Origin of the sequence: Amycolatopsis kentuckyensis, from assembly GCF_041679295.1 — a bacterium.
Taxonomy (GTDB): Bacteria; Actinomycetota; Actinomycetes; order Mycobacteriales; family Pseudonocardiaceae; genus Amycolatopsis; species Amycolatopsis kentuckyensis_A.
In genome coordinates this window covers 153,391-179,601 of sequence record NZ_JBGDMD010000012.1, presented here as the reverse complement: position 1 = coordinate 179,601, position 26,211 = coordinate 153,391, and the positions used below count along the sequence as shown (strand labels likewise).

Annotated in this window: 27 protein-coding genes; 21 read left to right on the top strand and 6 right to left on the bottom strand. The window is 70.6% G+C overall.

All coding sequences use genetic code 11. The features are described from left to right. The first annotated feature begins 221 nt into the window (after positions 1 to 221). The 3 genes from ACERZO_RS41000 to ACERZO_RS40990 are packed head-to-tail and all read left to right on the top strand — an operon-like array spanning position 222 to position 2,076. Positions 222 to 695 carry an Lrp/AsnC family transcriptional regulator gene (locus ACERZO_RS41000; RefSeq protein WP_199191200.1) on the top strand — a complete coding sequence of 158 codons (474 nt, stop codon included), beginning with the start codon at positions 222 to 224 and terminating at the stop codon, positions 693 to 695. Positions 696 to 706: 11 nt separating this feature from the next. Next, positions 707 to 994 carry a DUF4229 domain-containing protein gene (locus ACERZO_RS40995; protein ID WP_372671378.1) on the top strand — a complete coding sequence of 96 codons (288 nt, stop codon included), beginning with the start codon at positions 707 to 709 and terminating at the stop codon, positions 992 to 994. Further along, positions 991 to 2,076 carry a PLP-dependent cysteine synthase family protein gene (locus ACERZO_RS40990; protein WP_372671377.1) on the top strand — a complete coding sequence of 362 codons (1,086 nt, stop codon included), beginning with the start codon at positions 991 to 993 and terminating at the stop codon, positions 2,074 to 2,076. The genes ACERZO_RS40995 and ACERZO_RS40990 overlap by 4 nt, the downstream gene beginning before the upstream one ends. On the opposite strand, the gene ACERZO_RS40985 is transcribed toward ACERZO_RS40990, so the two are convergent. From ACERZO_RS40985 to ACERZO_RS40970, 4 genes are read right to left on the bottom strand one after another with little or no spacing between them, the layout of a single operon-like run. Then, positions 2,073 to 2,942, bottom strand: coding sequence for a 1,4-dihydroxy-2-naphthoate polyprenyltransferase (locus tag ACERZO_RS40985; RefSeq protein ID WP_372671376.1), 870 nt, complete (start codon positions 2,940 to 2,942; stop codon positions 2,073 to 2,075). The two genes, ACERZO_RS40990 and ACERZO_RS40985, sit on opposite strands and share 4 nt — an antisense overlap. Before the next feature lie 37 nt (positions 2,943 to 2,979). Then, positions 2,980 to 3,123, bottom strand: a complete 144-nt coding sequence (locus ACERZO_RS40980) for a hypothetical protein (RefSeq protein WP_372671375.1) — start codon at positions 3,121 to 3,123, stop codon at positions 2,980 to 2,982. 51 nt (positions 3,124 to 3,174) lie between these two features. Further along, a complete protein-coding gene (gene menE, locus ACERZO_RS40975; RefSeq protein WP_372671535.1) occupies positions 3,175 to 4,308 on the bottom strand; it encodes an o-succinylbenzoate--CoA ligase in 1,134 nt (377 codons plus the stop codon). A gap of 1 nt (position 4,309) precedes the next feature. Then, entirely contained in the window at positions 4,310 to 5,233 is a 924-nt protein-coding gene (locus ACERZO_RS40970; RefSeq protein ID WP_372671374.1) for a 1,4-dihydroxy-2-naphthoyl-CoA synthase, read from the bottom strand. 57 nt (positions 5,234 to 5,290) lie between these two features. Between ACERZO_RS40970 and menD the strand changes: the two genes are divergently transcribed. From menD to ACERZO_RS40955, 3 genes are all read left to right on the top strand, one after another. Then, the gene (gene menD, locus ACERZO_RS40965) at positions 5,291 to 6,967 is read left to right on the top strand and encodes a 2-succinyl-5-enolpyruvyl-6-hydroxy-3-cyclohexene-1-carboxylic-acid synthase (RefSeq protein ID WP_372671373.1); all 1,677 of its coding nucleotides are present in this window, start codon (positions 5,291 to 5,293) and stop codon (positions 6,965 to 6,967) included. 125 nt (positions 6,968 to 7,092) lie between these two features. Continuing rightward, on the top strand, positions 7,093 to 8,610 hold the full coding sequence (locus tag ACERZO_RS40960; RefSeq protein WP_372671372.1) for a M1 family metallopeptidase: 1,518 nt from the start codon (positions 7,093 to 7,095) through the stop codon (positions 8,608 to 8,610). Positions 8,611 to 8,632: 22 nt separating this feature from the next. Beyond that, positions 8,633 to 9,064 (top strand): DUF3592 domain-containing protein, encoded by a 432-nt coding sequence (locus ACERZO_RS40955; RefSeq protein WP_372671371.1) that lies wholly within the window; start codon positions 8,633 to 8,635, stop codon positions 9,062 to 9,064. 187 nt (positions 9,065 to 9,251) lie between these two features. Here the strand turns inward: ACERZO_RS40955 and ACERZO_RS40950 are convergent, their stop codons facing one another. Together ACERZO_RS40950 and ACERZO_RS40945 are read right to left on the bottom strand one after the other, a co-directional pair. After that, positions 9,252 to 9,809, bottom strand: a complete 558-nt coding sequence (locus tag ACERZO_RS40950) for a GNAT family N-acetyltransferase (protein WP_372671370.1) — start codon at positions 9,807 to 9,809, stop codon at positions 9,252 to 9,254. Between the two features lie 30 nt (positions 9,810 to 9,839). After that, complete coding sequence (locus tag ACERZO_RS40945; protein WP_372671369.1) at positions 9,840 to 10,676, bottom strand: inositol monophosphatase family protein; 837 nt, start codon at positions 10,674 to 10,676, stop codon at positions 9,840 to 9,842. A gap of 177 nt (positions 10,677 to 10,853) precedes the next feature. Between ACERZO_RS40945 and ACERZO_RS40940 the strand changes: the two genes are divergently transcribed. From ACERZO_RS40940 to nuoK, 15 genes are all read left to right on the top strand, one after another. Continuing rightward, positions 10,854 to 11,924 (top strand): glycosyltransferase family 4 protein, encoded by a 1,071-nt coding sequence (locus tag ACERZO_RS40940; protein WP_372671368.1) that lies wholly within the window; start codon positions 10,854 to 10,856, stop codon positions 11,922 to 11,924. A 1-nt stretch (position 11,925) separates the two neighbouring features. Further along, complete coding sequence (locus tag ACERZO_RS40935; RefSeq protein ID WP_372671367.1) at positions 11,926 to 13,029, top strand: glycosyltransferase family 4 protein; 1,104 nt, start codon at positions 11,926 to 11,928, stop codon at positions 13,027 to 13,029. Positions 13,030 to 13,051: 22 nt separating this feature from the next. Next, positions 13,052 to 13,741, top strand: a complete 690-nt coding sequence (locus ACERZO_RS40930) for a demethylmenaquinone methyltransferase (RefSeq protein WP_372671366.1) — start codon at positions 13,052 to 13,054, stop codon at positions 13,739 to 13,741. Positions 13,742 to 13,751: 10 nt separating this feature from the next. Beyond that, complete coding sequence (locus ACERZO_RS40925) at positions 13,752 to 15,038, top strand: geranylgeranyl reductase family protein (protein WP_372671365.1); 1,287 nt, start codon at positions 13,752 to 13,754, stop codon at positions 15,036 to 15,038. Between the two features lie 423 nt (positions 15,039 to 15,461). After that, entirely contained in the window at positions 15,462 to 15,881 is a 420-nt protein-coding gene (locus ACERZO_RS40920; protein ID WP_086838657.1) for an NADH-quinone oxidoreductase subunit A, read from the top strand. Between the two features lie 4 nt (positions 15,882 to 15,885). Continuing rightward, a complete protein-coding gene (locus tag ACERZO_RS40915; protein WP_086678877.1) occupies positions 15,886 to 16,434 on the top strand; it encodes a NuoB/complex I 20 kDa subunit family protein in 549 nt (182 codons plus the stop codon). A gap of 4 nt (positions 16,435 to 16,438) precedes the next feature. Next, complete coding sequence (locus ACERZO_RS40910; RefSeq protein WP_372671364.1) at positions 16,439 to 17,188, top strand: NADH-quinone oxidoreductase subunit C; 750 nt, start codon at positions 16,439 to 16,441, stop codon at positions 17,186 to 17,188. Then, positions 17,185 to 18,564, top strand: a complete 1,380-nt coding sequence (locus tag ACERZO_RS40905; RefSeq protein ID WP_372671363.1) for an NADH-quinone oxidoreductase subunit D — start codon at positions 17,185 to 17,187, stop codon at positions 18,562 to 18,564. Before ACERZO_RS40910 ends, ACERZO_RS40905 begins: the two co-directional genes overlap by 4 nt. Further along, positions 18,561 to 19,418, top strand: a complete 858-nt coding sequence (gene nuoE, locus ACERZO_RS40900) for an NADH-quinone oxidoreductase subunit NuoE (protein ID WP_372671362.1) — start codon at positions 18,561 to 18,563, stop codon at positions 19,416 to 19,418. The genes ACERZO_RS40905 and nuoE overlap by 4 nt, the downstream gene beginning before the upstream one ends. Then, positions 19,418 to 20,713, top strand: coding sequence for an NADH-quinone oxidoreductase subunit NuoF (nuoF, locus tag ACERZO_RS40895; RefSeq protein ID WP_372671361.1), 1,296 nt, complete (start codon positions 19,418 to 19,420; stop codon positions 20,711 to 20,713). The genes nuoE and nuoF overlap by 1 nt, the downstream gene beginning before the upstream one ends. Further along, the gene (locus ACERZO_RS40890) at positions 20,710 to 23,184 is read left to right on the top strand and encodes an NADH-quinone oxidoreductase subunit G (RefSeq protein WP_372671360.1); all 2,475 of its coding nucleotides are present in this window, start codon (positions 20,710 to 20,712) and stop codon (positions 23,182 to 23,184) included. The genes nuoF and ACERZO_RS40890 overlap by 4 nt, the downstream gene beginning before the upstream one ends. Continuing rightward, positions 23,181 to 24,530, top strand: coding sequence for an NADH-quinone oxidoreductase subunit NuoH (nuoH, locus tag ACERZO_RS40885; protein ID WP_372671359.1), 1,350 nt, complete (start codon positions 23,181 to 23,183; stop codon positions 24,528 to 24,530). Before ACERZO_RS40890 ends, nuoH begins: the two co-directional genes overlap by 4 nt. Then, entirely contained in the window at positions 24,517 to 25,041 is a 525-nt protein-coding gene (gene nuoI, locus ACERZO_RS40880) for an NADH-quinone oxidoreductase subunit NuoI (RefSeq protein WP_003081846.1), read from the top strand. Before nuoH ends, nuoI begins: the two co-directional genes overlap by 14 nt. Continuing rightward, positions 25,038 to 25,907: an NADH-quinone oxidoreductase subunit J gene (locus tag ACERZO_RS40875; RefSeq protein ID WP_372671358.1), complete on the top strand. Its 870-nt coding sequence runs from the start codon at positions 25,038 to 25,040 to the stop codon at positions 25,905 to 25,907. Before nuoI ends, ACERZO_RS40875 begins: the two co-directional genes overlap by 4 nt. After that, positions 25,904 to 26,203 (top strand): NADH-quinone oxidoreductase subunit NuoK, encoded by a 300-nt coding sequence (nuoK, locus tag ACERZO_RS40870; protein WP_003081840.1) that lies wholly within the window; start codon positions 25,904 to 25,906, stop codon positions 26,201 to 26,203. Before ACERZO_RS40875 ends, nuoK begins: the two co-directional genes overlap by 4 nt. The last annotated feature ends 8 nt before the right edge of the window (positions 26,204 to 26,211 follow it).

Below are 26,211 nucleotides of genomic sequence, written 5' to 3'. Positions count from 1 at the left end.
TCGCGCCGGGGTAGCCAACACGGCAATCGTTGCACTTCACCCGTCGGGTACTCGAACGGTTGTCCAAGAGTAAAGAGCCCTTAAAGGTCAAAACGGACAGCTTGCTTACGTTCTGCAACTATTGTCGTGGTGACATGACGTGCGGAGATGCCGTTCGCCGGGGTCATCGGCCGCGAGGCGTGGTCTCAATGGGGGATTGTCCAACCGCATAGAGTGATCCCGTGGATCAGTTGGACCGGAAGATCATCGCGGCGTTGCGCATCAACGGACGGGCCACTTACGCCGACCTCGGGCGAGCGGTCGGGCTCTCGGCGTCATCGGTGCACGAGCGGGTGGGCAAGCTGGAAGCCGCCGGCGTGATCACCGGCTACCACGCGGTCGTCGACCCGAGCTCGGTCGGCCTCGGCGTCACCGCCCTCGTCAGCATCCACCCGACCGACACCGCGACGGAGGACGACGTCGCCGACGCGCTCGCCGAGCTCGACGAGGTCGAGAGCTGCTACGCCGTGGCGGGCGACGAGGCCTTCGTCGTCAAGGTGCGCGTGTCGACCGTCGACGAGCTGGAGCGGACGCTCGGCCGGCTCCGGCGCATCCCCGGCGTCGGGCGGACGAACACGACCGTCGTGCTCTCGACGCGCTTCGAGGGCCGCCCGAACAACGCGGGCCTGCAGAAGGACCGGGCGGGCGGGGCGTAGCCTGCGTTGGTGTGAGCGACGAGAAGCCCCCGCAGCTGGCCCGTGACCTGACGCTGTACCTGCTGGCACGGTTCCTGCTGGTCGCGGTGATCGCGTGGGTGCTGAGCCTGGTGGGCGTGCCGCTGCTGGTCGCCCTGCTCATCGGCCTGGTCGTCGGCCTGCCGCTGGGCCTCCTGCTGTTCCGCTCGCTCAACGCCCGCGTCACGGCCGGCCTGGCGAAGCGCAACGAGAAGCGCGCCCGGGCTCGTGCGGAGCTGCGCGCCCAGCTGCGCGGGGACGCTCCCGGGCAAGCCGAATGAGCCGCCCGCACGCCCGCAGCTGGGTCCGCGAGGCCGTCCGGATCATCGAGGCCGACGCGAACCGCAGCGCCGACACCCACCTGCACGTCTTCCCGTTGCCCCCGGAGTGGGGCATCGACCTGTACCTCAAGGACGAGTCCGTCCACCCGACCGGCTCGCTCAAGCACCGGCTGGCCCGCTCGCTGTTCCTCTACGGGCTCGTAAACGGCCAGATCGGCCCGGACACGGTCCTCGTCGAGGCGTCCAGCGGGTCGACGGCGGTGTCCGAGGCGTACTTCGCGCGCATGCTCGGCCTGCGCTTCATCACGGTCGTGCCGCGGAAGACGTCGAAGGAGAAGATCGCGCTCATCGAGTTCTACGGCGGTGAGTGCCACTACGTCGACGAAGCCCCGGCGATGTACCCCGAGGCGGAGCGGCTCGCGGCCGAGAGCGGCGGGCACTACCTCGACCAGTTCACCTACGCCGAGCGCGCGACGGACTGGCGCGGCAACAACAACATCGCCGAATCGGTCTTCGCACAGATGCGCTCGGAACGCCACCCGATCCCGACGTGGATCGTAGTCGGCGCGGGCACGGGCGGCACGAGCGCGACGTTCGGCCGGTACGTCCGCTACAAGCGCCACACGACGAAGATCTGCGTGGCCGACCCGGAGAACTCGTCGTTCTACGGAGCCTGGGAGACGGGCGCGCTCGACTACGCGACGGGCATGCCGTCGCGGATCGAGGGGATCGGGCGCCCGCGCTGCGAACCGTCGTTCGTGCCCGGCGTCATCGACGAGATGTTCCGGATCCCCGACGCCGGCTCCCTGGCGGCGATCAGGCTGCTGCGCGAGCGCACCGGGCACTGGGCGGGCGGCTCGACCGGCACGAACCTCTACGGCGCGTTCCGGCTCATCTCGCGGATGGTCGAGGACGGCCAGGCGGGCAGCGTCGTGACGCTCCTGTGCGACGGCGGCGAGCGGTACGCGCACACGTACTACAACGACGAGTGGATCGAGGCCCAGGGCCTGGACCTGGCTCCGCACACGGCGTTGTTCGAGGAGTTCCTGACGACCGGGAAGTTCTTCGTCCCGGAGGACTAGAAGCTCAGCGCGACGGCGGCGAGCACGGCCCAGGCGAGCATCGCCAGGCCGGTGTCCCGCAGCGCCGGGATCAGCTCACGGCCGTGCGCGCCGCCGCCGACCGCGCGGACCGACTTCAGCAGCAACGGCGCCGTCACCAGCGTGATCAGCAGCAGCGGGTGGAAGATCCCGAGCACGATGCTCAGCGCGTACGGCACCGCGAGCAGGACCAGGTACAGCCGCCGCGTCCCGCCGTCGCCCAGGCGGGTCGCCAGGGTGCGCTTGCCGGACTCGATGTCCGTCGGGATGTCGCGAAGGTTGTTGGCCGTCAGGACCGCCGTCGAGAAGCTGCCGACGGCGACCGCGCACGCCAGCCCGGCCCAGCTGACCCGCCCGGCCTGGACGTACACCGTGCCCAGCACGCCGGCCAGCCCGAAGAACACGAACACCGCGATCTCGCCGAAACCGTAGTAGCCGTAAGGCTTCTTGCCGCCGGTGTAGAACCACGCGCCGAGGATGCACAGCGCGCCCATCGCCAGCAGCCACCAGTGCCCGCTGCTGACGACGAGCACGAGCCCCAGCACCCCGGCCAGGCCCAGTGCGACCAGCGCGGCGGTCAGCACCGCCTTCGGCGCGGCGACGCCCGAACCGACCAGCCGCAGCGGGCCGACGCGGTTTTCGTCCGTGCCGCGGATGCCGTCGGAGTAGTCGTTGGCGTAGTTGACGCCGACGATCAGCGAGAGGGAGACGAGCAGCGCCAGCGCCGAGCGCCACCACGAGAACGCGTCCAGCGCGATCGCCGCGCCGACACCCGCCACCACCGGGGCCACCGCGTTCGGCAGCGTCCGGGGCCGCGCCCCCTCGATCCACTCGTTCACTGTCGCCATGGCGCCATTCAACGCCATGTCGATCAGTGAGCGGCAGTCAGTCGGTGGTCGGCAGCTGCCAGGTGAGCTGGCCGCTGTTGGGGTCGGCTCCGGGGCCGTCCGCCAAGGCCGCGCCCGCGGGAAGGAGGACCCCCAAGGCGACGGCGGAACCGATCAGAGCAGTGCGAATCCAGCGCGTCATGGTCCGTAGCCAAGCGGGTGCACGGCGTACATGTCAACGAAGTGCCGCCATTCAGCCGCGCAAACCCGACTCAAGTCGCTGTTTCACGGCCGCGCGGTCGATCTTGCCCGGACCGCGTAGTGGCAGGTCGGAGGCGTATTCGACGCGTTTCGGCGTCGCTGCCGCACCGAGTTCGGCCCGGACTGCGGCGCGCAGTTCGTCCGCTTCGCGCGGTTCACCGTCCGGGACCACCAGCGCCACGACGGCCTCGCCCCACTCGGGGTCCGGCAGGCCGACCACGCACGCGTCGCGCACGCCCGGCTGGGCGGTCAGCAAGCGCTCGATCGCGTTCGCCGAGACCTTCACACCGCCGGTGTTGATCATGTCGTCGGCCCGGCCGAGGACCTCGATCCGGCCGTCGTCGTGACGAACCCCACGGTCGGACGTCGTGAACCAGCCGTCCGAAAACGACTCCGCGCTCAGCGACGGCTGGAGCCGGTAGCCGTGCGCGAGGACCTCCCCGGCGATGCGGATGCGCTCCCCGGAGACGTCGACGCGGACGCCGTCGAGGGGGAAGCCGTCGTAGACGCAGCCGCTCGCCGTCTCGCTCATGCCGTACGCGGGCACGATCGCCACGCCCGCGTCGGCCGCGCGCTCGCGCAAGGCCGCCGACGTCGCCGCCGCGCCGACCACGATCGCGTCGAACGTCTTCGCCGCGGCCAGCCCGGCGCCGCCGTCGTCGAGCAGCCGGACCAGCTGGGTCGGCACCAGCGCCGTGTACCGCGGGCCGCCGGTGAGCTTGGCCGCCGCGGCCGCGAAGTCGTCCGGCCGGAAGCCGGTGCCGGTCAGGAACACCGGGGACGTCCCGGCCAGCAGCGACCGGACCAGCACCTGCAGGCCGCCGATGTAGTGCGCCGGCGTCGCCAGGAGCCAGTGGCCGGGGCCGCCGAGGCGCGTGTGCGTGGCCTCGGCCGACGCGGTCAGCGCGCGGGCCGACAGCAGCACGCCCTTGGGCGCGCCGGTCGAGCCCGACGTGGCGATGACCACGGCGGTGTCCGGCTCGGCGGGCTCGGCCGGGGCCATCGCGTCCCGCAGCGCGGGGTCGGTGAACGGCAGCACGGCCCGGCCGCCGCCCAGCGCGTCCGCGATGGCGTTCTTCAGCGTGACCAGCGCCGACGGCGAGCCGTCGAGGTGGACCGGGAGCAGCTCAGTAGTAATAGGGGACGTCCTTGAAGTCGGGGTCGCGCTTCTGCAGGAACGCGTCGCGGCCTTCGACGGCTTCGTCCTGCATGTACGCCAGGCGGGTGGTCTCGCCGGCGAACAGCTGCTGGCCGACGAGGCCGTCGTCGGTGAGGTTGAACGCGTACTTCAGCATCCGCTGGGCCGTCGGCGACTTGCGGGTGATCTCCCACGCCCAGGTCAGCGCCTCTTTTTCCAAGTCGGCGTGCGGGACGACCGCGTTCACCGCGCCCATGTGGTGCATCTGCTCGGCCGAGTACTCGCGGCCGAGAAAAAAGATCTCACGGGCGAACTTCTGCCCGGCCATCTTCGCCAGGTACGCCGAGCCGTAGCCGCCGTCGAACGAGCCGACGTCGGCGTCGGTCTGCTTGAACTTCGCGTGCTCGGCCGAAGCGAGCGTGAGATCGCACACGACGTGCAGGGAGTGCCCGCCGCCCGCGGCCCAGCCCGGCACGACCGCGATCACCGGTTTCGGCAGGAACCGGATCAGCCGCTGGACCTCGAGGATGTGCAGCCGGCCGGCCCGCGCGGGGTCCACCGTGTCGGAGGTCTCGCCGCTCGCGTACTGATAGCCGGAGCGTCCGCGAATACGCTGGTCACCACCGGAGCAGAACGCCCACCCGCCGTCCTTGGGCGAGGGGCCGTTCCCGGTGAGCAGGACACAGCCGACGTCGGCGCTCATCCGGGCGTGGTCCAGGGCCCGGTAGAGCTCGTCGACGGTGTGCGGCCGGAAGGCGTTGCGGACCTCCGGGCGGTCGAACGCGATGCGCACCACGCGTTTGCCGCCGCGGCTCTCAGCGGAGCGGTGGTAGGTGATGTCGGTGAAGGCGAAACCTTCGACCTCGGTCCACGCGGCGGGGTCGAACAGCTCGGAAACTCGGGCGTCATCCACGTTTGGGAGAATAGGACCTGTGGACTCAACTGATCTCGATGGATGCGAGGCCTGCCGGTGAACCCTTCCACCGCGCAGGCCAGGGTCATCGTCGACGAACTCGTCCGCAACACCGTTTCGCACGTCGTCCTCTGCCCGGGCTCCCGCAACGCGCCGCTGTCGATCGCGCTCTATGACGCGGCGGCGGCCGGGAAGCTCCAGCTCCACGTCCGCATCGACGAGCGCGGGGCCGCGTTCCTCGCCCTCGGCATCGCCGCGCGCACCGGCCGCCCGGTGGCCGTGCTCTGCACGTCCGGCACCGCGGCCGCGAACTTCCACCCCGCCGTCCTCGAGGCCGACCGCGCCGGCGTCCCGCTGATCGTGCTGACCGCCGACCGGCCGCCCGAGCTTCGCGCGGCCGGGGCGTCGCAGGTCATCGACCAGCACCAGCTCTACGGCAACGCGATCCGCTACTTCGACGAGCTGGCCGTCGCCGAACGGCGGGCCGGCCAGAACTCCTACTGGCGCAGCCAGATCTGCCGCGCGTGGAACGCCGCCTACGGCGAGTGGCGCTGCGGCCCGGTGCACCTGAACATCCCGTTCCGCGAGCCGCTCGTCCCGGACCTGGACGATGACGGCGAGTGGTACGAGTCCCTCGACGGCCGGCCCGACGGCTCCCGCTGGACCGAGCTGCCCGACTTCGGCGCGCTGCCGTCGTTCGTGGTGCCCTCGGCGCGCCACGGCCTGGTCATCGCGTGCGACACCGGCGTCCAGGCGGCCAGCGAGTGGGCCGAGCAGCACGGCTGGCCGGTGGTGTCGGAGACCGGCGGGCTGGGCCTGTCCGGCGGCACGGCGATCTCGTCCGGCGCGTGGCTGCTGGGCGTCGAGGAGTTCATCGCGAAGCACAAGCCGGAGCAGGTGCTCTGCCTCGGCCGGCCGACGGTGTTCCGGCAGATCCAGAAGGTGATCTCGGACCCGTCGGTCGAGGTCCTGCTGGTCCGCCCGGACTCGGACTGGCCGGCGCCCGCGCACAACGTCCGCCAGGTCGGGCAGTGGTTCGACGAGCCGACCAAGCCGGCCGACCCGGAGTGGCTGGCGAGCTGGCGCCGGGCCGACGCGGCGGCGTCCGCGGCGGTCGCTTCGGTGCTGGACTCGGAGCCGTGGCCGTCCGGGCTGCGGCTCGCGTCCGAGCTGGTGGACGCGCTGCCGGCGGACTCGCTGCTGGTGGTGGGCTCGTCCAACCCGACGCGCGACGTCGCGCTGGCGGGCCGGCTGCGCCCGGACGTGCTGGTGCACCGCAACCGCGGGGTCGCGGGCATCGACGGGACGGTGTCGACGGCGATCGGCGCGGCGCACGTCCACCGCGGGCCGTCGTACGCGCTGCTGGGCGACCTGACGTTCCTGCACGACGCGTCGGGCCTGCTGACCGGGCCGGCCGAGCAGCGCCCCGACCTGACGATCGTGGTGTGCAACGACGACGGCGGCGGCATCTTCTCGCTGCTGGAGCAGGGCGCGCCGGAGCACGCGGCGAGCTTCGAGCGCGTCTTCGGCACGCCGCACGGCGCCGACCTGGGCGCGTTGTGCGCCGGCTACCGCGTCCCGCACGTCGTCGCGGAGACGCTGACGGAGTTCCGCGCGGCCCTGCGGCCGGCGCCGGGGCTGCGGGTCGTGGAGGTGCGGGTGGACCGGGCCCGGCACCGCCACCTGCACGGCCGGTTGCGCTCCGCGGTCAGCGCGGCCGTCTCGGCGGTCTGACGGCCTCGGTCAACCGCTTTCCGGGTGTGATCCCAGCAGGCAAGATCCTCCCTTCGGCTGTTCCTGGGTGCTTCCTGGCTGGCTACGTTCGAGCGCGCTGAACCTCACCCGTTGGAGGGATTCGAATGCGTGCAAGAACGCGCACCGGCTTCGGTGCGCTCGCGGCCGGCGTCGTCTCGGTGCTGCTCGCCGGTACCGCCGCCGCGGCCCCCGCGCCCGGCGCCCCCGGTGTCGGCGACCCGTACTACCCGAACGCCGGCAACGGCGGCACGGACGTGCTCCACTACGACATCCGCCTGACCTACCAGCCGGCGACCGACGTCCTCGCGGGCACGACGACGCTGCTGCTCACCGCCACGCAGGACCTCTCGCGGTTCGACCTCGACTTCGCGCTGAAGGCGTCGAGCGTCCGCGTGAACAACCGGCCCGCGCAGTTCGCGAACCAGACCGGCAACGGCGAGCTCGTCATCACCCCGGCGCAGCCGCTGCTCAAGGGCCAGACCGCGACCGTCGTCGTGGCGTACTCGGACACGCCGTCGACCGAGACGGTGGACGGCATCAACGCCTGGAAGAAGGGCGCGTTCGGTGCGCTCGGCATCGACGAGCCGCAGAGCTCGGCGTGGTGGTTCCCGGCCAACGACCACCCGACCGACCGGGCGACCTACGACGTCACGGTCGAGGCCCCGGACGGCAACACCGTCATCTCCAACGGCTCGCTCGTTCGCACGACGAAGAGCCGGGCGGGGTGGACCCGCTGGCAGTGGCGCAGCACGAAGCCGCAGGCCACGTACCTGACGTCGTTCATCGTCGGCCCGTACGAGCTGAACCAGTCGACGACGCCGGACGGCAAGCCGTTCATCACGGGGTACGGCGCCGACCTCGGTGACTCGCTGTACGCGGCGAAGGCCAGCGTCGAGCGCACGCCGGAGATCAACGAGTTCCTCGGTACCCAGTTCGGGCCGTACCCGTTCGAGGCCGAGGGTGGGGTCGTGACAAGCGGCATCGGCTTCTCCCTGGAGAACCAGACCCGGCCGACGTACGGCGCCCGCAACTTCCGCGCGGGCTCCAACACGACGCTGATCGCGCACGAGAACGCCCACCAGTGGTTCGGCGACAACGTCTCCCTCGGCCGCTGGAGCGACATCTGGCTGAACGAGGGCTTCGCGTCCTACGCCGAGTGGCTGTGGTCGGAGCACGAGGGCGAGGGCACGGTCGCCGAGCTGGCGCAGTACACGTACGACTCGAACCCGGCCGACGGCGACCTGTGGAAGCTCGTCCCGGCCGACCCGGGCGCGGACAACCAGTTCGACAACGCCGTGTACGACCGGGGCGCGCTGGCCCTGCAGGCGCTGCGGACGGCTGTGGGCGACCAGGCGTTCTTTGCCATTTTGAAGGCGTGGCAGGTGCAGAAGGCAGGCTCGTCCGGCCGGATCCTGGAGTTCATCGCGTTGGCGGAGAAGATCTCCGGCAAGCCGCTGCACGACCTGTTCCAGACGTGGCTGTACACGGCGGGCAAGCCGTCCGTGGGCCCGAACGGGGCTTCGCCGGCCGCTTTCACGGCTCGTTCGGCGTCCGTGAAGCCGAAGTCGTTCGACCAGATCCAGGAGAACCACCGGAATCTCGCCGCCGAACACGCGGGCTGAGCGGGACCGCTACGCTCGCGGCGTGAGCACGAGAGGTGAGCGGGTGAGGCGCGTCGGGTGGTGGGCTGCCCTCGGCGTTGCCTCGCTCCTCACCGTCATGTGTGTTTGCTTGCTGTTCGCCGCGATCCGCAACGACGGCGCTATCTCCGCGCAGCTGGGTACCGCTAACGCGACCGTCGATTCGGTGGCGTTCGATCGGACGATCATCCACTTCGAGACGCCTGATGGCATTGTGCACAGTCCGGCCAACGGGGTGCTTTACCCGGATGGGTTGGCTGCTGGGCAGCTTGTTCGGATCGAGTACGACGCTTCTGATCCGGAGTTGGCTCGGGTGGCTGGGCGGTCGGCGGCTTTGACCTTGCTGCCGCTGGGGAGTTTTGTGTTCTTCACTTGGCTGGTGGCTGGGCCGTTGCTCTGGTGGATTCGGCGGGTTGACAAGCGGGTTTCCGTTTGACCTTGGGGTTTCCCCCGCTCCTCATCCCTCGATTGTTCAACACCGGAGACCCGGCCTCAAGGGCGCCTTCGGCGTCGCTTCGCGATTCGCTTCGCTCACCCTTGACCCCGGGTCTCCGGTGCTGACTGCGGCTGGGACGAGGGGCGGGGGAGGTCTAGGCGCGGCCCCTTCGGGGCTCGTGTCGTGCTCAGTCCGTTGTCTTCAGCCAGTCGCTTCGGGTGATCTCGTATTCGACTTCGCCCTGCTCAGCGCCCTTGATCGGGTCTTCGTACTCCGCGGCTGAGGTGAATGCCCTTGCGAACGTCATGCCTATCGAGGCCATCGTTGCCCGGGATGGGGTGTTGACCGCCATTGTCTGGGCGAAGATGCGGTTCAACCCCAGCTCCTTGAACCCGTAGCGAAGCAGCTCGAGCGAGCCCTCGCGGGCGTATCCGCGCCGCCACTGGCTGCGCAGCAGGCGGTAGCCCAGCTCGGCTTCGCCTTCGATGTCCGGCTGGTCGGGGCCGTGGGGCGGGCGGAGGATCCACCAGCCGATGAAGTCCTCTTCGGCGAAACCCATCCAGAACCCGAAGCCGGGCGCTACGTCCGTCCGGCGTTTGTGGGCCCGCTCGACCTCGGTGCGGGTCGAGGCTCGGCCGGTCAGGTAGCGCATGACCTCGGGGTCTGAGTCCAGCTCGTACTCCAGCTCGATGTGCTCGTCGGTGAGGGGGACCAGGGTGAGCCGTGCCGTGTGGAGGGTGGGCATGCCTTGATCGTCGCCGGGCGTGCAACCGGATTAGCCCGCGTGGGCCGTCTCCTGCCACCAGCCCAGTACCTCGTCCGCCACCCCTGGGGCTGCCACCAGCAGGCCGTCCGTTGGCAGCGCCGCGTCCTCGCCGTGCTTGTCCAGGACCACCGCTCCCGCCTCGATCGCCATTGCCACCGAGCCGGCCACGTCCCACTCGTGGTAGCTGTGCAGCACCGCCGCCGCCGCGTGGCCCAATGCCACCTGGGCGATCGACAACGCCGCCGATCCCAGGACCCGGACCCCCGCGTGCGCCGCCGCCGCTCGCTCGATGAAGCCGCCCATCCCCGGCCACGGGCCGCGCCGGGCGAACTCCGTGCAGACCAGCGCTCCCGCCGTCACGCAGCGGTCGACCAGCTGGACCGGCTTGCCGTTCGCGCGGGCCCCTCGTCCGCGCGCGGCCGCGTAGATCTGGGCTCGGTACGGGTCCGCCACCACCCCCACCACCGGGCCCGCCGCGTCCACCAGCGCCAGGCTGTACGCGCACCACGGGACGCCCGCCACGTAGTTCGCCGTGCCGTCGACCGAGTCGACCACCCAGCGGTACTCCGCCACGTCCGCTCCGTGGTCCGCGCCGAACTCGTGGCCGACCACCGGGATGCCCGGGAACTCCGCCGTCAGCACGCGCCTGGTGTGGCGCTCCAGGATGCGGTCGGTGTCGGTGACCCAGTCGAACGGCGAATCCAGCGTGGACGGGTGGGCGCCGCGGCCGGCGGTCGCGGTGATCACGTCGGTGGCGTCGTTGGCCAGCCGTCCGGCCACTTCGAGCGCCCTCGACAGCAAGCCGGGCTCGACGGGCCGCGGCGGCCGGGAGGACAAGAGGGTCATGCCTGCTTAGTCTGGGCCCCGCTGGTTTCCGGGACACGACCTTGAGATGACATGTCGTAGCCGATCTGTTCCGGCAGCGTTGGCCGCCGTGTCACACGTGCGCCAGGAACGGGTGCGATCGTCCAAGACGTGCGAGTCGCCATAGTCACCGAAAGTTTCCTGCCCCAGGTGAACGGCGTGACCAACTCCGTCCTGCGGGTCGTCGAGCACCTGCGCGAACGCGCTCACGACGTGCTGATCATCGCCCCCGGCCCGGGCCCGGACTCCTACCGCGGCGCGCCCGTGGTGCGGATCCCCGCGCTCGACGTGCCCGGGGTCAACTCCCTGCCGATCGGCCTGCCCACGCGCACGGTGCTGAACGCGCTCGCCGCGTTCGGCCCGGACGTCGTGCACCTCGCCTCGCCGTTCGTCGTCGGTGCCCGCGGGCTGGCCGCCGCGCGACGGTTGAGAGTGCCGGCCATCGCCGTCTACCAGACCGACATCGCCGGGTTCGCCCAGGCGTACGGCTTCGGCATCGCCGCGCGCGCCGCGTGGCGCTGGGTGCGGCGGCTGCACTCGCGGGCCGACCGGACCCTCGCGCCGTCCAGCGACTCCGTCGAGCAGCTCGAGCTGCACGGCGTCCCGCGCGTGCACCGCTGGGCGCGGGGCGTCGACATCGAGCGCTTCTCCCCGGACCACGTCGACGCCGAGCTGCGGGCCGAGCTGGCTCCGAACGGCGAGCTGCTCGTCGGGTTCGTCGGCCGGCTGGCGCCGGAGAAGGAGGTCGACCGGCTGGCCGCGCTCGCCGGCGTGCCCGGGATCCGCGTGGTCGTCGTCGGCGACGGGCCCGAACTCGAAAACCTCAGGGAGCAGCTGCCCGGTGCGGCCTTCCTCGGCGCGAAGTACGGCGACGACCTCTCGAAGGCCTACGCGAGCTTCGACGTCTTCGTCCACACCGGCCCGCACGAGACGTTCTGCCAGGCGGTGCAGGAGGCGATGGCGTCCGGCCTGCCGGTGCTCGCGCCGGCCGCGGGCGGCCCCAAGGACCTCGTCCTGCCCGGCCGCACCGGTTACCTGCTGCCCGCCGACCGCGAGGGCTTCGGTCCGGCGCTCGTCGAGAAGGTCGACGCCCTCCGCGACGCCGCGTTGCGCGCGAGGCTCGGCGAGAAGGCGCGCAAGGTCGTGCTGGGCCGCACCTGGCCCGCCGTCTGCCACGAGCTGCTCGGGCACTACGAAGCCGTGCGCGGCCGGGCCGCCCGCGCGGCCTGACATGCACATCGTCCAGCTCGCGAACTTCTACGGGCCGCGCTCGGGCGGGCTGCGCACGGCGCTGCACCACCTCGGCGCCGGCTACGTCGCGAGCGGCCACGCCGTGACGCTCGTCGTGCCCGGCACCCGCTACGCCGACGAGGTCCTGCCGACCGGCGTGCGCCGGTTCTCCCTGCCGGCCCCGAAGATCCCGGGCACCGGCGGCTACCGGGCCGTCGACCCGCACCGCGTCCGCGCGGTCCTGCGAAGACTCGAACCCGACCGGCTGGAGGTGTCGGACCGGCTGACGCTGCGGGGGATGGGTGGCTGGGCGCGGCGCCACGGCGTACCGAGCACGGTCATCTCCCACGAGCGCCTCGACCGGCTGCTGGAGCAGTTCCTGCTGCCCGAGCCGGTGGCGCGCCGCGTCGCCGACGTCGCCAACCGGCGGATGGCGGCCAGCTACGACACGGTCGTCTGCACGACGGCGTTCGCGCGCGCGGAGTTCGACCGGATCGCCGCGCCGAACGTCCGCCGCGTGCCGCTCGGTGTCGACCTGTCGACGTTCCGGCCCGCGATGCGCGACGCCGGCTGGCGCGCCGGCCTGGCCTCCGGCGCGGACGCCCTGCTCGTCCACTGTGGACGGCTGTCGCCGGAGAAGCACGTGGAGCGCAGCGTGGACACCGTCGCTTCCCTGACCGAGGCCGGTGTGAAGGTCCGGCTGGTGGTGGCGGGCGACGGGCCCCGGCGGCGGGCTTTGGAGCGCCGGGCGCGCGGGCTGCCGGTGACGTTCCTGGGGTTCCTGTCCGGCCGCGGCGACGTCGCCCGGCTGCTGGCCAGCGCGGACGTCTCCCTGGCGCCGGGACCGCACGAGACGTTCGGGCTCGCCGCGCTGGAGGCCCTGGCGTCCGGGACGCCGGTGGTGGTGTCGGCGTCATCGGCGCTGCGGGAGATCGTGCGTCCGGGGTGTGGTGCGGCGGTGGACGACCACGCGCCCGCGTTCGCCACGGCGGTGACAGACCTGCTGGAGAGCCCGGAGGACTTGCGCCGGGCGGCAGCGAGGGCGCGGGCGGAGGAGTTCACCTGGCCCGCGGCGGTGGCCGGGATGCTGGCGACCTTCAGCTGAGGCAGCGGACTAACCTCAGGACATGTCACGCGCAAGCCTGGACAAGGACCCGCACGAAGTCGCCGCGATGTTCGACGGCGTCGCGTCCGGGTACGACCGGGCGAACTCGTTCATGACCTTCGGCTTCGACCGGCGCTGGCGCACCACCACCGCCCGCGTGCTCGACGCCCGCCGCGGCGAGAAGGTCCTGGACCTCGCCGCCGGCACCGGCGTGTCCACCGTCGAGTACGCGCGCGGCGGCGCGTGGTGCCTGGCCGCGGACTTCTCGTTCGGCATGCTCCGCGCCGGCAAGCACCGGAACGTGCCGATGGTTGCGGCCGACGCGCTCAACCTGCCGTTCGCGGACGACAGCTTCGACGCGGTGACGATCTCGCTCGCCCTGCGCAACTTCGTCGACACCAAGGCCGCGCTCACCGAGATCGCCCGGGTGGTCAAGCCCGGCGGTCGCCTGGTGATCTGCGAGGTCTCGACCCCGCCGTTCGCCCCGATCCGGTTCATCCACCGGCGGTTCATGCTGAAGCTGCTCACCTGGATCGGCAAGCGGACGTCGTCGAACCCCGAGGCCTACTCCTACCTGGCCGAATCCATGCTGGCCTGGCCGGACCAGCGCACGCTCGGCGAGATCATCGCGAGCGCGGGCTGGACCGACGTCGAGTGGTTGAACCTCACATTCGGCGTCGTGGCGATCCACCGCGCGCGCAAGCCTGCCTAAACTCGCGTTCATGACGCGACGCACCGCAGACCAAGACGCCGAAGTCATCGTCGTCGGCGCCGGGCCCGCCGGTTCCACGGTGGCCACCTACCTGGCCCGCGCGGGCGTCGACGTCCTGCTGCTGGAGAAGACCGAATTCCCCCGCGAGAAGGTCTGCGGCGACGGCCTGACCCCGCGCGGCGTCAAGCAGCTGATCGACCTGGGCATCGACACCAGCGAGGACGCGGGCTGGGTGCACAGCCGCGGCCTGCGGATCCTCACCGGCGACCTGACGCTCGAACTCGACTGGCCGGACCTGACGAGCTACCCGCCGTACGGCGTTTCCCGCACCCGCCACGACTTCGACGACCTCCTCGCGAAGCTCGCGGTGAAGGCCGGCGCGCGGCTGTACGAGCGCACCACCGTCACCAGCGCGATCACGAACGCGAGCGGGCGTGTGGTCGGCGTCGAGGCGAAGGTCGGTCCGGAGAAGACGCCGGTGCACTACCGCGCGCCGCTCGTCCTGGCCTGCGACGGCGTCTCCGCGCGGCTCGCGCTGAGCGTCGGCATCCAGAAGAACGAGAAGCGCCCGATGGGCGTGGCCGTGCGCCAGTACTACAAGAGCCCGCGCCACGACGACCCGTTCATCGAGGGCCACCTCGAGCTGTGGGACAAGTCGGATCCGCGTGACCCGAAGCTGCTGCCGGGCTACGGCTGGGCCTTCCCGCTCGGCGACGGCACGGTCAACGTCGGCCTCGGCATGCTCTCGACGTCGGCCTCGTTCCGGAACACCGACTACCGCGCGCTGCTGCGCCAGTGGCTCGACGGGACACCCGAGGAGTGGGGCTACCGCGAGGAGAACGCGATCGGCAAGGTCGGCGGCGCCGGCCTCCCGATGGGCTTCAACCGCACCCCGCACTACCGCGACGGCCTCCTGCTGCTCGGTGACGCCGGCGGCATGGTCAGCCCGTTCAACGGCGAAGGCATCTCGGCGGCGATGGAGTCCGCGCAGATCGCGGCGGAGGTCGTCGTGCAAGCGCTTGCGCGGCGCGAAGGGCCTTCGCGTGAGCGGGCGCTGGAGGCGTACCCGCGTGCGGTGCGTGAGCTGATGGGCGGCTACTACCAGCTGGGCAATGTCTTTGCGCGGATCATCGGCAAGCCGAAGATCATGCACGCGTGCACCAAGTACGGGCTGCGCATCAACAAGCTGCTGCCGCTGGTCTACAAGGGCCTGTCCGGCTGCTACGACGCCAAGGGCGGCGACGGCGTCGACCGCCTGATCTCCGCGCTCGCGAAGGTCGCTCCCAGCCCGCGCTGACGCGCGCGGACACACGAGTGGCCTAACAAGTTGGCCGTGCGGTCAGTGGGATAGCTCACATCCCGATGTCCGGTTTGTCCGGCCGTTAAGTGATCTTGCGCAGCCTTCGCGCAGGTCGCACGCGCGCCGTTGCCGAGCCGTGACAACGTTGGCGGCGGAAGTTAGGCGACCCTTATAACACGGGGTACTAGGGACAAGAGTGTGAGTCGCGTCCTAGACTCCCCCCATGCTTTGTGAATCCCTTCACATCCGCGACGAGTGGCTTGTGAACTATTTCACAAGCAGAGCTCGGTCCAGCCACGGGCCGTAAGGAGACCCTGACCCTCGGCGGTGTGACCCAGGTCCCTTAGGGTGCCGACGAGGCCAAGCGGTTCCCCACCACAAGCACAACCGCATCGGCGCGGAAAGGATGGCGAAGACCCCGTGCTGACGTTGCTGACCCGAACCGACACGGTGCAGCTGGCGCAAGAGGCCCCCAGCCTGAAGCCCTACCTGCCCATCGTGATCTTGTTCGTCCTGGCGCTCGGCTTCGCCGTGCTGTCGGTCCTGCTGGGCCCGCTCGTCGGCCCCAGCCGGTACAACAAGGCCAAGCTCTCCGCCTACGAGTGCGGCATCGAGCCGTCCCCGCAGCCGCTCGTCGGCGCCGGGCGGATGCCGGTCGCGTACTACATCACCGCGATGCTGTTCATCCTGTTCGACATCGAGATGGTCTTCCTCTACCCGTTCGCCGTGCAGGCGGACGCGCTGGGCACGTTCGGCCTGGTGGAGATCCTGCTGTTCATCGCGACGGTCGGCTTCGCGTACGCCTACGTGTGGCGGCGCGGCGGCCTGGATTGGAACTAGACCCATGGGCCTCGAAGAGAAACTCCCCAACGGCATCCTGCTGGCCAGCCTCGAAGGCCTCGTCAACTGGGCGCGCAAGAACTCGCTGTGGCCCGCGACCTTCGGCCTCGCCTGCTGCGCGATCGAGATGATGACGGTCGGCGGTTCCCGCTACGACATCGCCCGCTTCGGCATGGAGCGCTTCAGCGCGACGCCGCGGCAGGCCGACCTGATGATCGTCGCCGGGCGCGTCACGCAGAAGATGGCCCCGGTCCTGCGCCAGATCTACGACCAGATGGCCGAGCCGCGCTGGGTGCTCGCCATGGGCGTCTGCGCCTCCTCCGGCGGCATGTTCAACAACTACGCCGTGGTCCAGGGCGTCGACCACATCGTGCCGGTCGACATGTACCTGCCCGGCTGCCCGCCGCGGCCGGAGATGCTGCTGGACGCGATCCTCAAGCTGCACGCCAAGATCCAGGACGAGCCGATCAACGCCCGCCGCGCCGCCATCCGCGCCGCCAGCGGGGCGCGCACCGAGCTCGTCGCGTCGTCGATCAAGTACGCGAAGAAGTAGAGCGATGACTGAGAACCCCCAACCCGGCGACGAGCAGTCGAGCGCCGAGCGAGCCGAAACCGGCCTGACGGCGAAGGGCCCGGGCGCGGCCGAACCGGTGGTCACCGGTCGCGAGCGCCAGGGCATGTTCGGCGTCCACGGCACCGGCGACACCTCCGGCTACGGCGGCGTCCGGCTCCCGGCCTACAGCCCCGCGCCGGCCGAGCGCCCGTACGGCGGCTGGTTCGACCAGTTCGCCGACGAGTTCTACGCGGCCCTGTCGGACAACAAGATCCCCGCCGAGTCGATCCTGCAGACGACGGTCGACCGCGGCGAGATCACCTTCTACGTCGACCGCGAGAAGCTGGCGGAGATCGCGAAGGTCCTGCGCGACGACGGCGGCCTGCGCTTCGAGCTGCTGTCCTCGGTGTCCGGCGTGGACTACGGCGTCGACGTCCCGCAGCGGCTGCACGCGGTCTACCACTTCACGTCGCTGACCTACCGCCGCCGGATCCGCCTCGAGGTCACCCTCGACGTCGAGGACGCGCACGTGCCGTCGCTGGTCGGGATCTACCCGACCGCCGACTGGCAGGAGCGCGAGGCCTGGGACATGTTCGGCATCGTCTTCGACGGCCACCCGGCCCTGACCCGGATCCTCATGCCGGACGACTGGGACGGCCACCCCCAGCGCAAGGACTACCCGCTCGGCGGGATCCCGGTCGAATACAAGGGCGCGGAGATCCCGCCGCCGGACCAGCGGAGGTCGTACTCGTGAGCACCGAGAACCTGTCCGACGTCACCACGGGAACCTCGACCACGCCCGAAGGCAGCGACAGCACCGACGACGTCAACTACGCCGATTCCCGTGACACCACCGAAGGCCGCGTCTACTCGGTCTCCGGCGGCGACTGGGACGACGTCATCGCCGACGCGGCGCACGACGAGCGCATGGTCATCAACATGGGCCCGCAGCACCCGTCGACGCACGGCGTGCTCCGGCTCGTGCTGGAGATGGAGGGCGAGACCGTCACGCAGCTGCGGTCGGTCATCGGCTACCTGCACACCGGAATCGAGAAGAACTGCGAGTACCGGACCTGGACCCAGGGCGTCACCTTCGTGACGCGCATGGACTACCTGGCCCCGCTTTCGACGGAGATGGCGTACTGCCTCGGCGTCGAGAAGCTGCTGCAGATCGAGGCCCCGCGGCGCGCGCAGCTGCTGCGCGTGCTGCTGCTGGAGATCAACCGGATCGGCTCGCACCTGGTCTACATCGCCACCGGCGGCATGGAGCTCGGCGCCACCACCGCGATGACGCTCGGCTTCCGCGAGCGCGAAGAGGTGCTGCACCTGCTGGAGCACCTGACCGGCCTGCGGATGAACCACGCGTTCATCCGCCCCGGCGGCCTTGCGCAGGACATGCCGGCGGACTACCGCGAGAAGGTCACCGAGTTCGTCAAGACGATGAAGCAGCGCCTTCCGCTGTACGACAAGCTCTTCACCGGTCAGCCGATCTGGCGCAACCGGCTGAAGGGCGTCGGGTACCTGCCGGTCGACGCGTGCCTCGCGCTCGGCGTCACCGGCCCGGTGCTGCGGTCCGCCGGCCTCCCGTGGGACCTGCGCAAGACCGAGCCGTACTCCTGCTACGACGAGTTCGACTTCGACGTGCCCGTGGACAACGGCGCCGACTGCTGGTCGCGCTACCTGATCCGCGTCCACGAGATGCACGAGAGCCTCAAGATCATCGAGCAGTGCCTCGAGAAGCTCGAGCCGGGCCCGGTCATGGTCGAGGACAAGAAGATCGCGTGGCCCGCCCAGCTGTCCATCGGCAGCGACGGCATGGGCAACTCCCTCGAACACGTCAAGAAGATCATGGGCCAGTCGATGGAGTCCCTGATCCACCACTTCAAGCTGGTCACCGAGGGCTTCAAGGTGCCGGCCGGACAGGTCTACACCTCCGTCGAGTCGCCGCGCGGCGAGCTGGGCGCGCACCTGGTCTCCGACGGCGGCACCCGGCCGCTGCGGGTCCACGTGCGCGAACCGAGCTTCGTGAACCTGCAGTCGATGCCCGCAATGGCCGAAGGCGGCCTGGTCGCGGACGTGATCGCCGCGATCGCCTCGATCGACCCCGTCATGGGGGGAGTGGACCGATGAGCACAGCAGTTCCCGAGCCGGGCTCGAAGGACGCGGCGACGACGTACGCCGCGGCCGGGCCCGACACCGACGTCGTCGCCATCGCGCCCGACCCGGAAGTCGCCGCCGGCATCATCACCGAGACGCCGCTGGAGGACATCTTCGACGCGGACATCCACGCGAAGGCGCAGGAACTGATCGCGCGCTACCCGATGTCCCGCTCGGCGCTGCTGCCGCTGCTGCACCTCGTGCAGTCGGTGCAGGGGTACGTCAGCCAGGAGGGCATCGCGTTCTGCGCGAAGCAGCTCGACCTGTCCGACGCCGAGGTCAGCGCGGTCGCGACGTTCTACACGATGTACAAGCGCAAGCCGTGCGGCGAGCACCTCGTGAGCGTCTGCACCAACACGCTCTGCGCGGCCATGGGCGGCGACGCGATCTACAAGCGGCTCCAGACGCACCTGGGTTCCGAAGCGGAACCGCTGGGGCACAACGAGACCGCGGGCACGCCGAACGAGCCGGGCTCGATCACCCTCGAGCACGCCGAGTGCCTCGCGGCCTGCGACCTCGCGCCGGTCATCCAGGTCAACTACGAGTACTTCGACAACCAGACCGAGGACAAGGCCGTCGCGCTGGTCGACGCGCTGCAGGCGGGCAAGAAGCCCGCCCCGACGCGCGGCGCGCCGCTGTCGAGCTTCAAGGGCGCCGAGCTGCAGCTCGCCGGGTTCTTCCCGGAGGACGAAGCCGCTTACCGCCGGGACGTCGACGGCCCGTCGCAGGCCGTCGAGACGCTGCGGGGCGCGAAGCTCGCGCAGGACCGCGGCTGGGTCGCCCCGGTCGCGCAGGACGTTCCGCTCCCAGAAGTGGAGAAGAAGTAATGGCTGACCCCATCACTCCGGTTCTGACCAAGCGCTGGCTGTCGCCGAACTCCTGGCAGATCGGGACGTACGAGGCACTCGAGGGCTACACCGCCGTCCGCAAGGCCCTGGCCGGGACGCCGGAGCAGCTCGTCCAGCTGGTCAAGGACTCCGGCCTGCGCGGCCGCGGCGGCGCGGGCTTCCCGGCCGGCATCAAGTGGTCGTTCATGCCGCCGAACTTCGACAAGCCGCACTACCTGGTGATCAACGCCGACGAGGGCGAACCCGGTACGTGCAAGGACATCCCGCTGATGATGGCGGACCCGCACTCGCTCATCGAGGGCTGCATCATCGCCTCGTACGCGATGCGGTCCAACCACTGCTTCATCTACGTCCGCGGCGAGGCGCTGCACTGCATCCGCCGCCTCAACGCGGCCGTGGGCGAAGCCGAAGCGGCGGGCTACCTGGGCGAGAACATCCTGGGCTCGGGTTTCGACCTCAAGATCACGGTCCACGCGGGCGCGGGCGCGTACATCTGCGGTGAAGAGACGGCGCTGCTCGACTCGCTGGAAGGCCGTCGTGGCCAGCCGCGGCTCAAGCCGCCGTTCCCCGCGGCCGCCGGCCTCTACGCCGCGCCGACCACGGTCAACAACGTCGAGACCATCGCGAGCGCGCCGTTCATCGTCAACGGCGGGTCGAGCTGGTTCCGCGAGATGGGCCGCGAGAAGTCGCCCGGCCCGAAGATCTACTCGATCTCCGGCCACGTCGAGAAGCCCGGCCAGTACGAGTGCCCGCTCGGCACCACCCTGCGCGAGCTGCTCGACATGGCGGGCGGCATGAAGGACGGCATCCCGCTCAAGTTCTGGACCCCGGGCGGCTCGTCCACCCCGATGTTCACCGCCGAGCACCTCGACGTTCCCCTGGACTTCGAGGGCGCGGCGGAAGCCGGGTCGATGCTGGGCACCACCGCCGTCCAGGTCTTCAACGAGACCGTGTCGGTGCCGTGGGCCGTGATGAAGTGGACACAGTTCTACGAGCACGAGTCCTGCGGCAAGTGCACGCCGTGCCGCGAGGGCACGTACTGGCTGGCGCAGATCCTCGAGCGGATGGTCGAGGGCCACGGCACCGAGGAGGACATCGACACCCTCCTCGACGTCTGCGACAACATCCTCGGCCGGTCGTTCTGCGCCCTCGGCGACGGCGCGGTGTCGCCGATCCAGAGCGGCATCAAGTACTTCCGCGAGGAGTTCCTCGCGCTGTGCGAAGCGAACCGCCACGAACAGACGAAGCCCGAACTCGTGGGAGCGCAGGCATGACGATCGCGCCCGACAAGCCCGAGACCACCGAGACGCCGGTCCCCGAGGGCCACGTCAAGCTGGTCATCGACGGCGAAGAGGTCATCGCCCCCAAGGGCGAGCTCCTCATCCGCACGGCCGAACGCCTCGGCACGGTCATCCCGCGGTTCTGCGACCACCCGCTCCTCGACCCGGCGGGCGCCTGCCGCCAGTGCCTGGTCGAGGTCGAGATGGGCGGCCGGCCGATGCCGAAGCCGCAGGCGTCCTGCACGATGACCGTCGCCGACGGCATGGTCGTCAAGACCCAGCTGACGTCGCCGGTCGCGGACAAGGCCCAGCAGGGCGTGATGGAGCTGCTGCTCATCAACCACCCCCTGGATTGTCCGATCTGCGACAAGGGCGGCGAGTGCCCGCTGCAGAACCAGGCGCTGGCCCACGGCCGCGCGGAGTCGCGGTTCGTCGACACCAAGCGGACGTTCCCGAAGCCGCTGCCGATCTCCACGCAGGTGCTGCTGGACCGCGAGCGCTGCGTGCTCTGCCAGCGCTGCACCCGGTTCTCCCGCGAGATCGCCGGCGACCCGTTCATCGAGCTCCTCGAACGCGGCGCCCACCAGCAGATCGGCACCGCGGAGACGGCGGACGTGCTCGACATGGCGTCGCGGACGACGTCCGGCCAGCCGTTCCAGTCCTACTTCTCCGGCAACGTCATCCAGATCTGCCCGGTCGGTGCTTTGACGAGCGCGGCCTACCGCTTCCGGTCGCGGCCGTTCGACCTGGTGTCCTCGCCGAGCGTCTGCGAGCACTGCTCGTCCGGCTGCGCCGAGCGCACCGACTTCCGGCGCGGCAAGGTCCAGCGCAAGCTGGCCGGCGACGACCCGGAAGTCAACGAAGAGTGGATCTGCGACAAGGGCCGGTTCGCCTTCCGCTACACCGGCGCCGAGGACCGCATCCGGCGTCCGCTGGTCCGCAACCGCGAGACCGGTGAGCTGGAAGAAGCGTCCTGGACCGACGCGCTGCGCGCCGCTGCCGAGGGCCTCACCGCGGCTCGTTCCAACGGTGGCGTCGGCGTCCTGCCCGGTGGCCGGCTGACCGTCGAGGACGCCTACGCGTACTCGAAGTTCGCCCGCGTCGCCCTGCAGACCAACGACGTCGACTTCCGCGCCCGCCCGCACTCGGCCGAGGAGCTCGCGTTCCTCACCTCGCACGTCGTGGGCGTGACGCCGGAGTCCGGCGTCACCTTCGGGGAGATCGAGCGGGCCCGCACGGTGCTGTGCGTCGCCTTCGAGCCCGAGGACGAAGCCCCGATCGTGTTCCTGCGGCTGCGCAAGGCGGCCCGGAAGAACCGCACCCGGGTCGTCCACTTGGGACAGTGGACGACGTCGTCGGTGCGCAAGACGTTCGGCGAACTGCTCGCTTGCGTCCCCGGCCAGGAGGCCGCGGCCGTCGAAGGCATCGCCAAGCACGCGCCGGACCTCGACGAGGCCCTGCGCGGCGAAGGCGCTGTCGTCCTGGTCGGCGAGCGCGCCGCCCAGGTGCCCGGCCTGTTCTCGGCGCTGCACGACCTGGTGGAGCGCACCGGCGTCCGGCTCGCGTGGATCCCGCGCCGCGCCGGCGACCGCGGCGCGCTGGCCACGGGCTGCGTGCCGACGCTGCTGCCGGGCGGGCACCGGGTCGGCGACGACGCCGCCCGCGTCGCCGTCGAAAACGCCTGGGGCGTCCCGATCCCGGCCACGCCGGGCCGCGACACCACCGGCATCCTGCAGGCGGCTTCGGCCCGCGAGCTCGGCGGCCTGGTCGTCGGCGGCGTCGACCCGTTCGACCTGCCGGACCCGGACCTCGCGCTGCGCGCGCTGGACAACGCCGGCTTCGTCGTCAGCCTCGAACTCCGCCACAGCGCGGTGACCGAGCGCGCGGACGTCGTGCTCCCGGTGGCCGCGTCCGACGAGAAGGCGGGCAGCTACCTCAACTGGGAGGGCCGCACCCGCCCGTTCGACGTCACCCTCGAAGGCACCGGCGCCCTGCCGGACTGCCGGGTGCTCGACACCCTCGCCGTCGAGATGGACGCCGACCTGTTCACGCAGACACCGGCCGCCGCCCGCGGCGACTTCGAGAAGCTCGGCCCGGCCTCGGCGCTGCGCTGGGGTCCCGTCGAAGCGGCGACCGGCGGAGCCACGAAGGCCCCGGGTGCGGGCCAGGCGGTCCTGTCGACCTGGCGCCAGCTCATCGACAACGGGTCCCTGCAGGATGGCGAGCCGCACCTCAAGGGCACCCAGCGCACGCCGGTCGCGCGGCTGTCCGCGAAGACCGCGGAAGGGCTGGGCACCACCGTGAAGGTGAGCACCGAACGCGGTGCGATCACGCTGCCGGTGGAGATCGCGGACCTGCCCGACGGCGTCGTGTGGCTGCCGGGCAACTCCGACGGCTCCGCCGTGTTCAAGACGCTCGGTGCCGGGCACGGCGCCGTCGTGAACCTCGCTGGGGGTGAACTGTGACTCCGTTGCTGACCGAGGCCGCCGTCGGGAGCGTGCCCGACGCGGCGACGCGGGCGGCGCTGCTGGCGGACGACCCGTTGTGGCTGATCCTGCTCAAGTGCGTGGTCATCCTGCTGATCGGGCCGATCATGACGATCTTCCTGATCGTCTGGGAGCGCAAGGCGGTCGGCCGGATGCAGAACCGGCCCGGCCCCAACCGGGTCGGCCCGGGCGGCTACCTGCAGTCCCTGGCGGACGCGATCAAGCTGCCGTTCAAGGAACAGATCATCCCGGACACCGCCGACCGCAAGGTGTACTTCCTCGCCCCGGTGATGTGCGTGGTGCCGTCGCTGATCGCGCTGTCGGCCATCCCGTTCGGCCCGGTCGTGTCGATCTTCGGCGAGCGGACCGTGCTGCAGCTGCTCGACCTTCCGGTCAGCGCGCTGGTGATCCTGGCCTGCTCCTCGATCGGCGTCTACGGCATCGTGCTCGCCGGCTGGTCGTCGGGCTCGCCGTACCCGCTGCTCGGCGGCATGCGCAGCGCGGCCCAGGTGATCTCCTACGAGATCGCGATGGGGCTCTCGATCGTCGCGGTGATCCTGCAGGCCGGCTCGCTGAACCTGGCCGACATCGTCGGCGCGCAGCACAAGGTGTGGTTCCTCTACCTGGTCCCGAGCTTCGTGATCTACCTGATCTCGATGGTCGGCGAGACCAACCGCGCCCCGTTCGACCTCCCCGAGGCCGAGTCGGAGCTGGTCGGCGGCTTCCACACCGAGTACAGCTCGATGAAGTTCGCGATGTTCTTCCTCGCCGAGTACGTCAACATGGTGATCGTCTCGGCGTTCGCGACCACGCTGTTCCTCGGCGGCTGGATGGCCCCGTGGCCGCTGTCGCTGATCGGGAACAACGTCCTCAACACCGGCTGGTGGCCGGTGCTGTGGTTCTTCGCGAAGATGTTCATCCTGCTCTTCGGGTTCATCTGGCTGCGCGGCACGCTGCCCCGCCTGCGCTACGACCAGTTCATGCGCCTGGGCTGGAAGGTCCTGGTCCCGCTGAACCTGGTGTGGATCATCATGGTGACCTTCGCGAAGGTCATCACGTGGAACACCGCGTCCATCATCATCGCCGCGGTCGCCATCTTCATCGTCGTCGCCCTGTTCTTCTACGTCCGCGCCGCGGGCCGCGAAGAGGAGAGCGAGACGATCCCGGTGACCGGCGGCGGTTTCCCGGTCCCGCCGCTGGACCTCAAGGTCCCGCAGACCACCCCGCGTCAGAAGGCCCTGGCCAAGGCCGAGGCGAAGGCGGCCCGCCGCAAGCCGGCGGCCGTCGGTACCGCAAAGGAAGGAGCGCAAGATGGGGTTTCTTGATCCCGTCAAGGGCTTCGGCGTCACCTTCGGGATGATGTTCAAGAAGGTCGCCACCGAGGAGTACCCGGAGGCGGGCGCGCCCGCCGCCCCGCGCTACCACGGCCGGCACCAGCTGAACCGCCACCCGGACGGCCTCGAGAAGTGCGTCGGCTGCGAGCTGTGCGCCTGGGCGTGCCCGGCGGACGCGATCTTCGTCGAGGGCGGTGACAACACCGAGGAGGCCCGGTACTCGCCGGGCGAGCGGTACGGCGCGGACTACCAGATCAACTACCTGCGCTGCATCGGCTGCGGCCTCTGCATCGAGGCGTGCCCGACGCGGTCGCTGACGATGATCAACTTCTACGAGCTGGCCGACGACGACCGCCAGCGGCTGATCTACACGAAGGAAGACCTGCTCGCCCCGCTGCTGCCCGGCATGGAGCAGCCGCCGCACCCGATGCGGCTCGGCGAGAACGAGCAGGACTACTACGTGAACGGCCCCGAACTGGCCCGTGGGGAGGGCGTCAAGTGATCGCCGCCCTCCTGGCCCAGGCCCCGACCGGGGCCGCCGCCGGTGTCACCACCGGTGAGGCCGTCGCGTTCTGGATCCTCGGCCCGCTTTCGCTGCTCGGCGCGCTCGGCATGATCTTCTCCCGCAACGCCGTGCACTCGGCGCTGTGGCTGGTGCTGACGATGCTGAGCCTGGGCGCGCTGTACATGATCCAGTCGGCGCCGTTCCTGGGCTTCACGCAGATCATCGTCTACACCGGCGCGATCATGATGCTGTTCCTGTTCGTGCTGATGCTGGTCGGCCGCGAAAGCTCCGACTCGGTCGTCGAAGTCCTCCGCGGCCAGCGGCTGGCGGCGACGGTGCTCGGCATCGGGATGGCCGCGCTGCTGGCCACCGGGATCTACCGGGCGATGGAGAACGTCGCCCCGGCGACGCCGCTGGACTCGACGACGTCGGCCGGCGGCGGTCCCAAGGGGCTCGGCAAGCTGATCTTCACCGACTACCTGTTCCCGTTCGAGCTGACGTCGGCGCTGCTCATCACCGCCGCCATCGGCGCGATGGTGCTGGCCTTCACCGACCGCCACGGCAAGGGCGGCAAGCAGACGCAGAAGGAACTGGTCGTCGCCCGCTTCCGCGGCGAGCACGACCGGCCTTCGCCGCTGCCCGGCCCGGGTGTCTTCGCCACCGCCAACTCGGTGGCGACGCCGGCGCTGCTGCCGGACGGTTCGGTCGCCCCGGAGTCGCTCTCGGCGATCATCGAGTCGACGTCGGCGATCGAGCTGGCGAAGGAACGCAAGCTGGTGGCGGACGACACCCCGCACCCGGACGCGCACGCGCTGGTCGGCTCCGAAGCCGCTTCGGAAGGCTCGGAAGGGGAGAAGGCATGACCCCGACGTACTACCTGCTGCTGTCGGCGCTGCTGTTCGCGCTCGGCGCGGTCGGCGTGCTGGTGCGGCGCAACGCGATCGTCGTGTTCATGTGCATCGAGCTGATGCTCAACGCCGTGAACCTGTCGCTGGTCACCTTCGCCCGGATCAACGGCGGGCTCGACGGCCAGATCATGGCGTTCTTCGTCATGGTCGTCGCGGCCGCCGAGGTCGTGGTCGGCCTGGCGATCATCATGGCCATCTTCCGCACCCGGCGCTCGGCCTCGGTCGACGACACCAACCTGCTGAAGTACTAGGAGACACC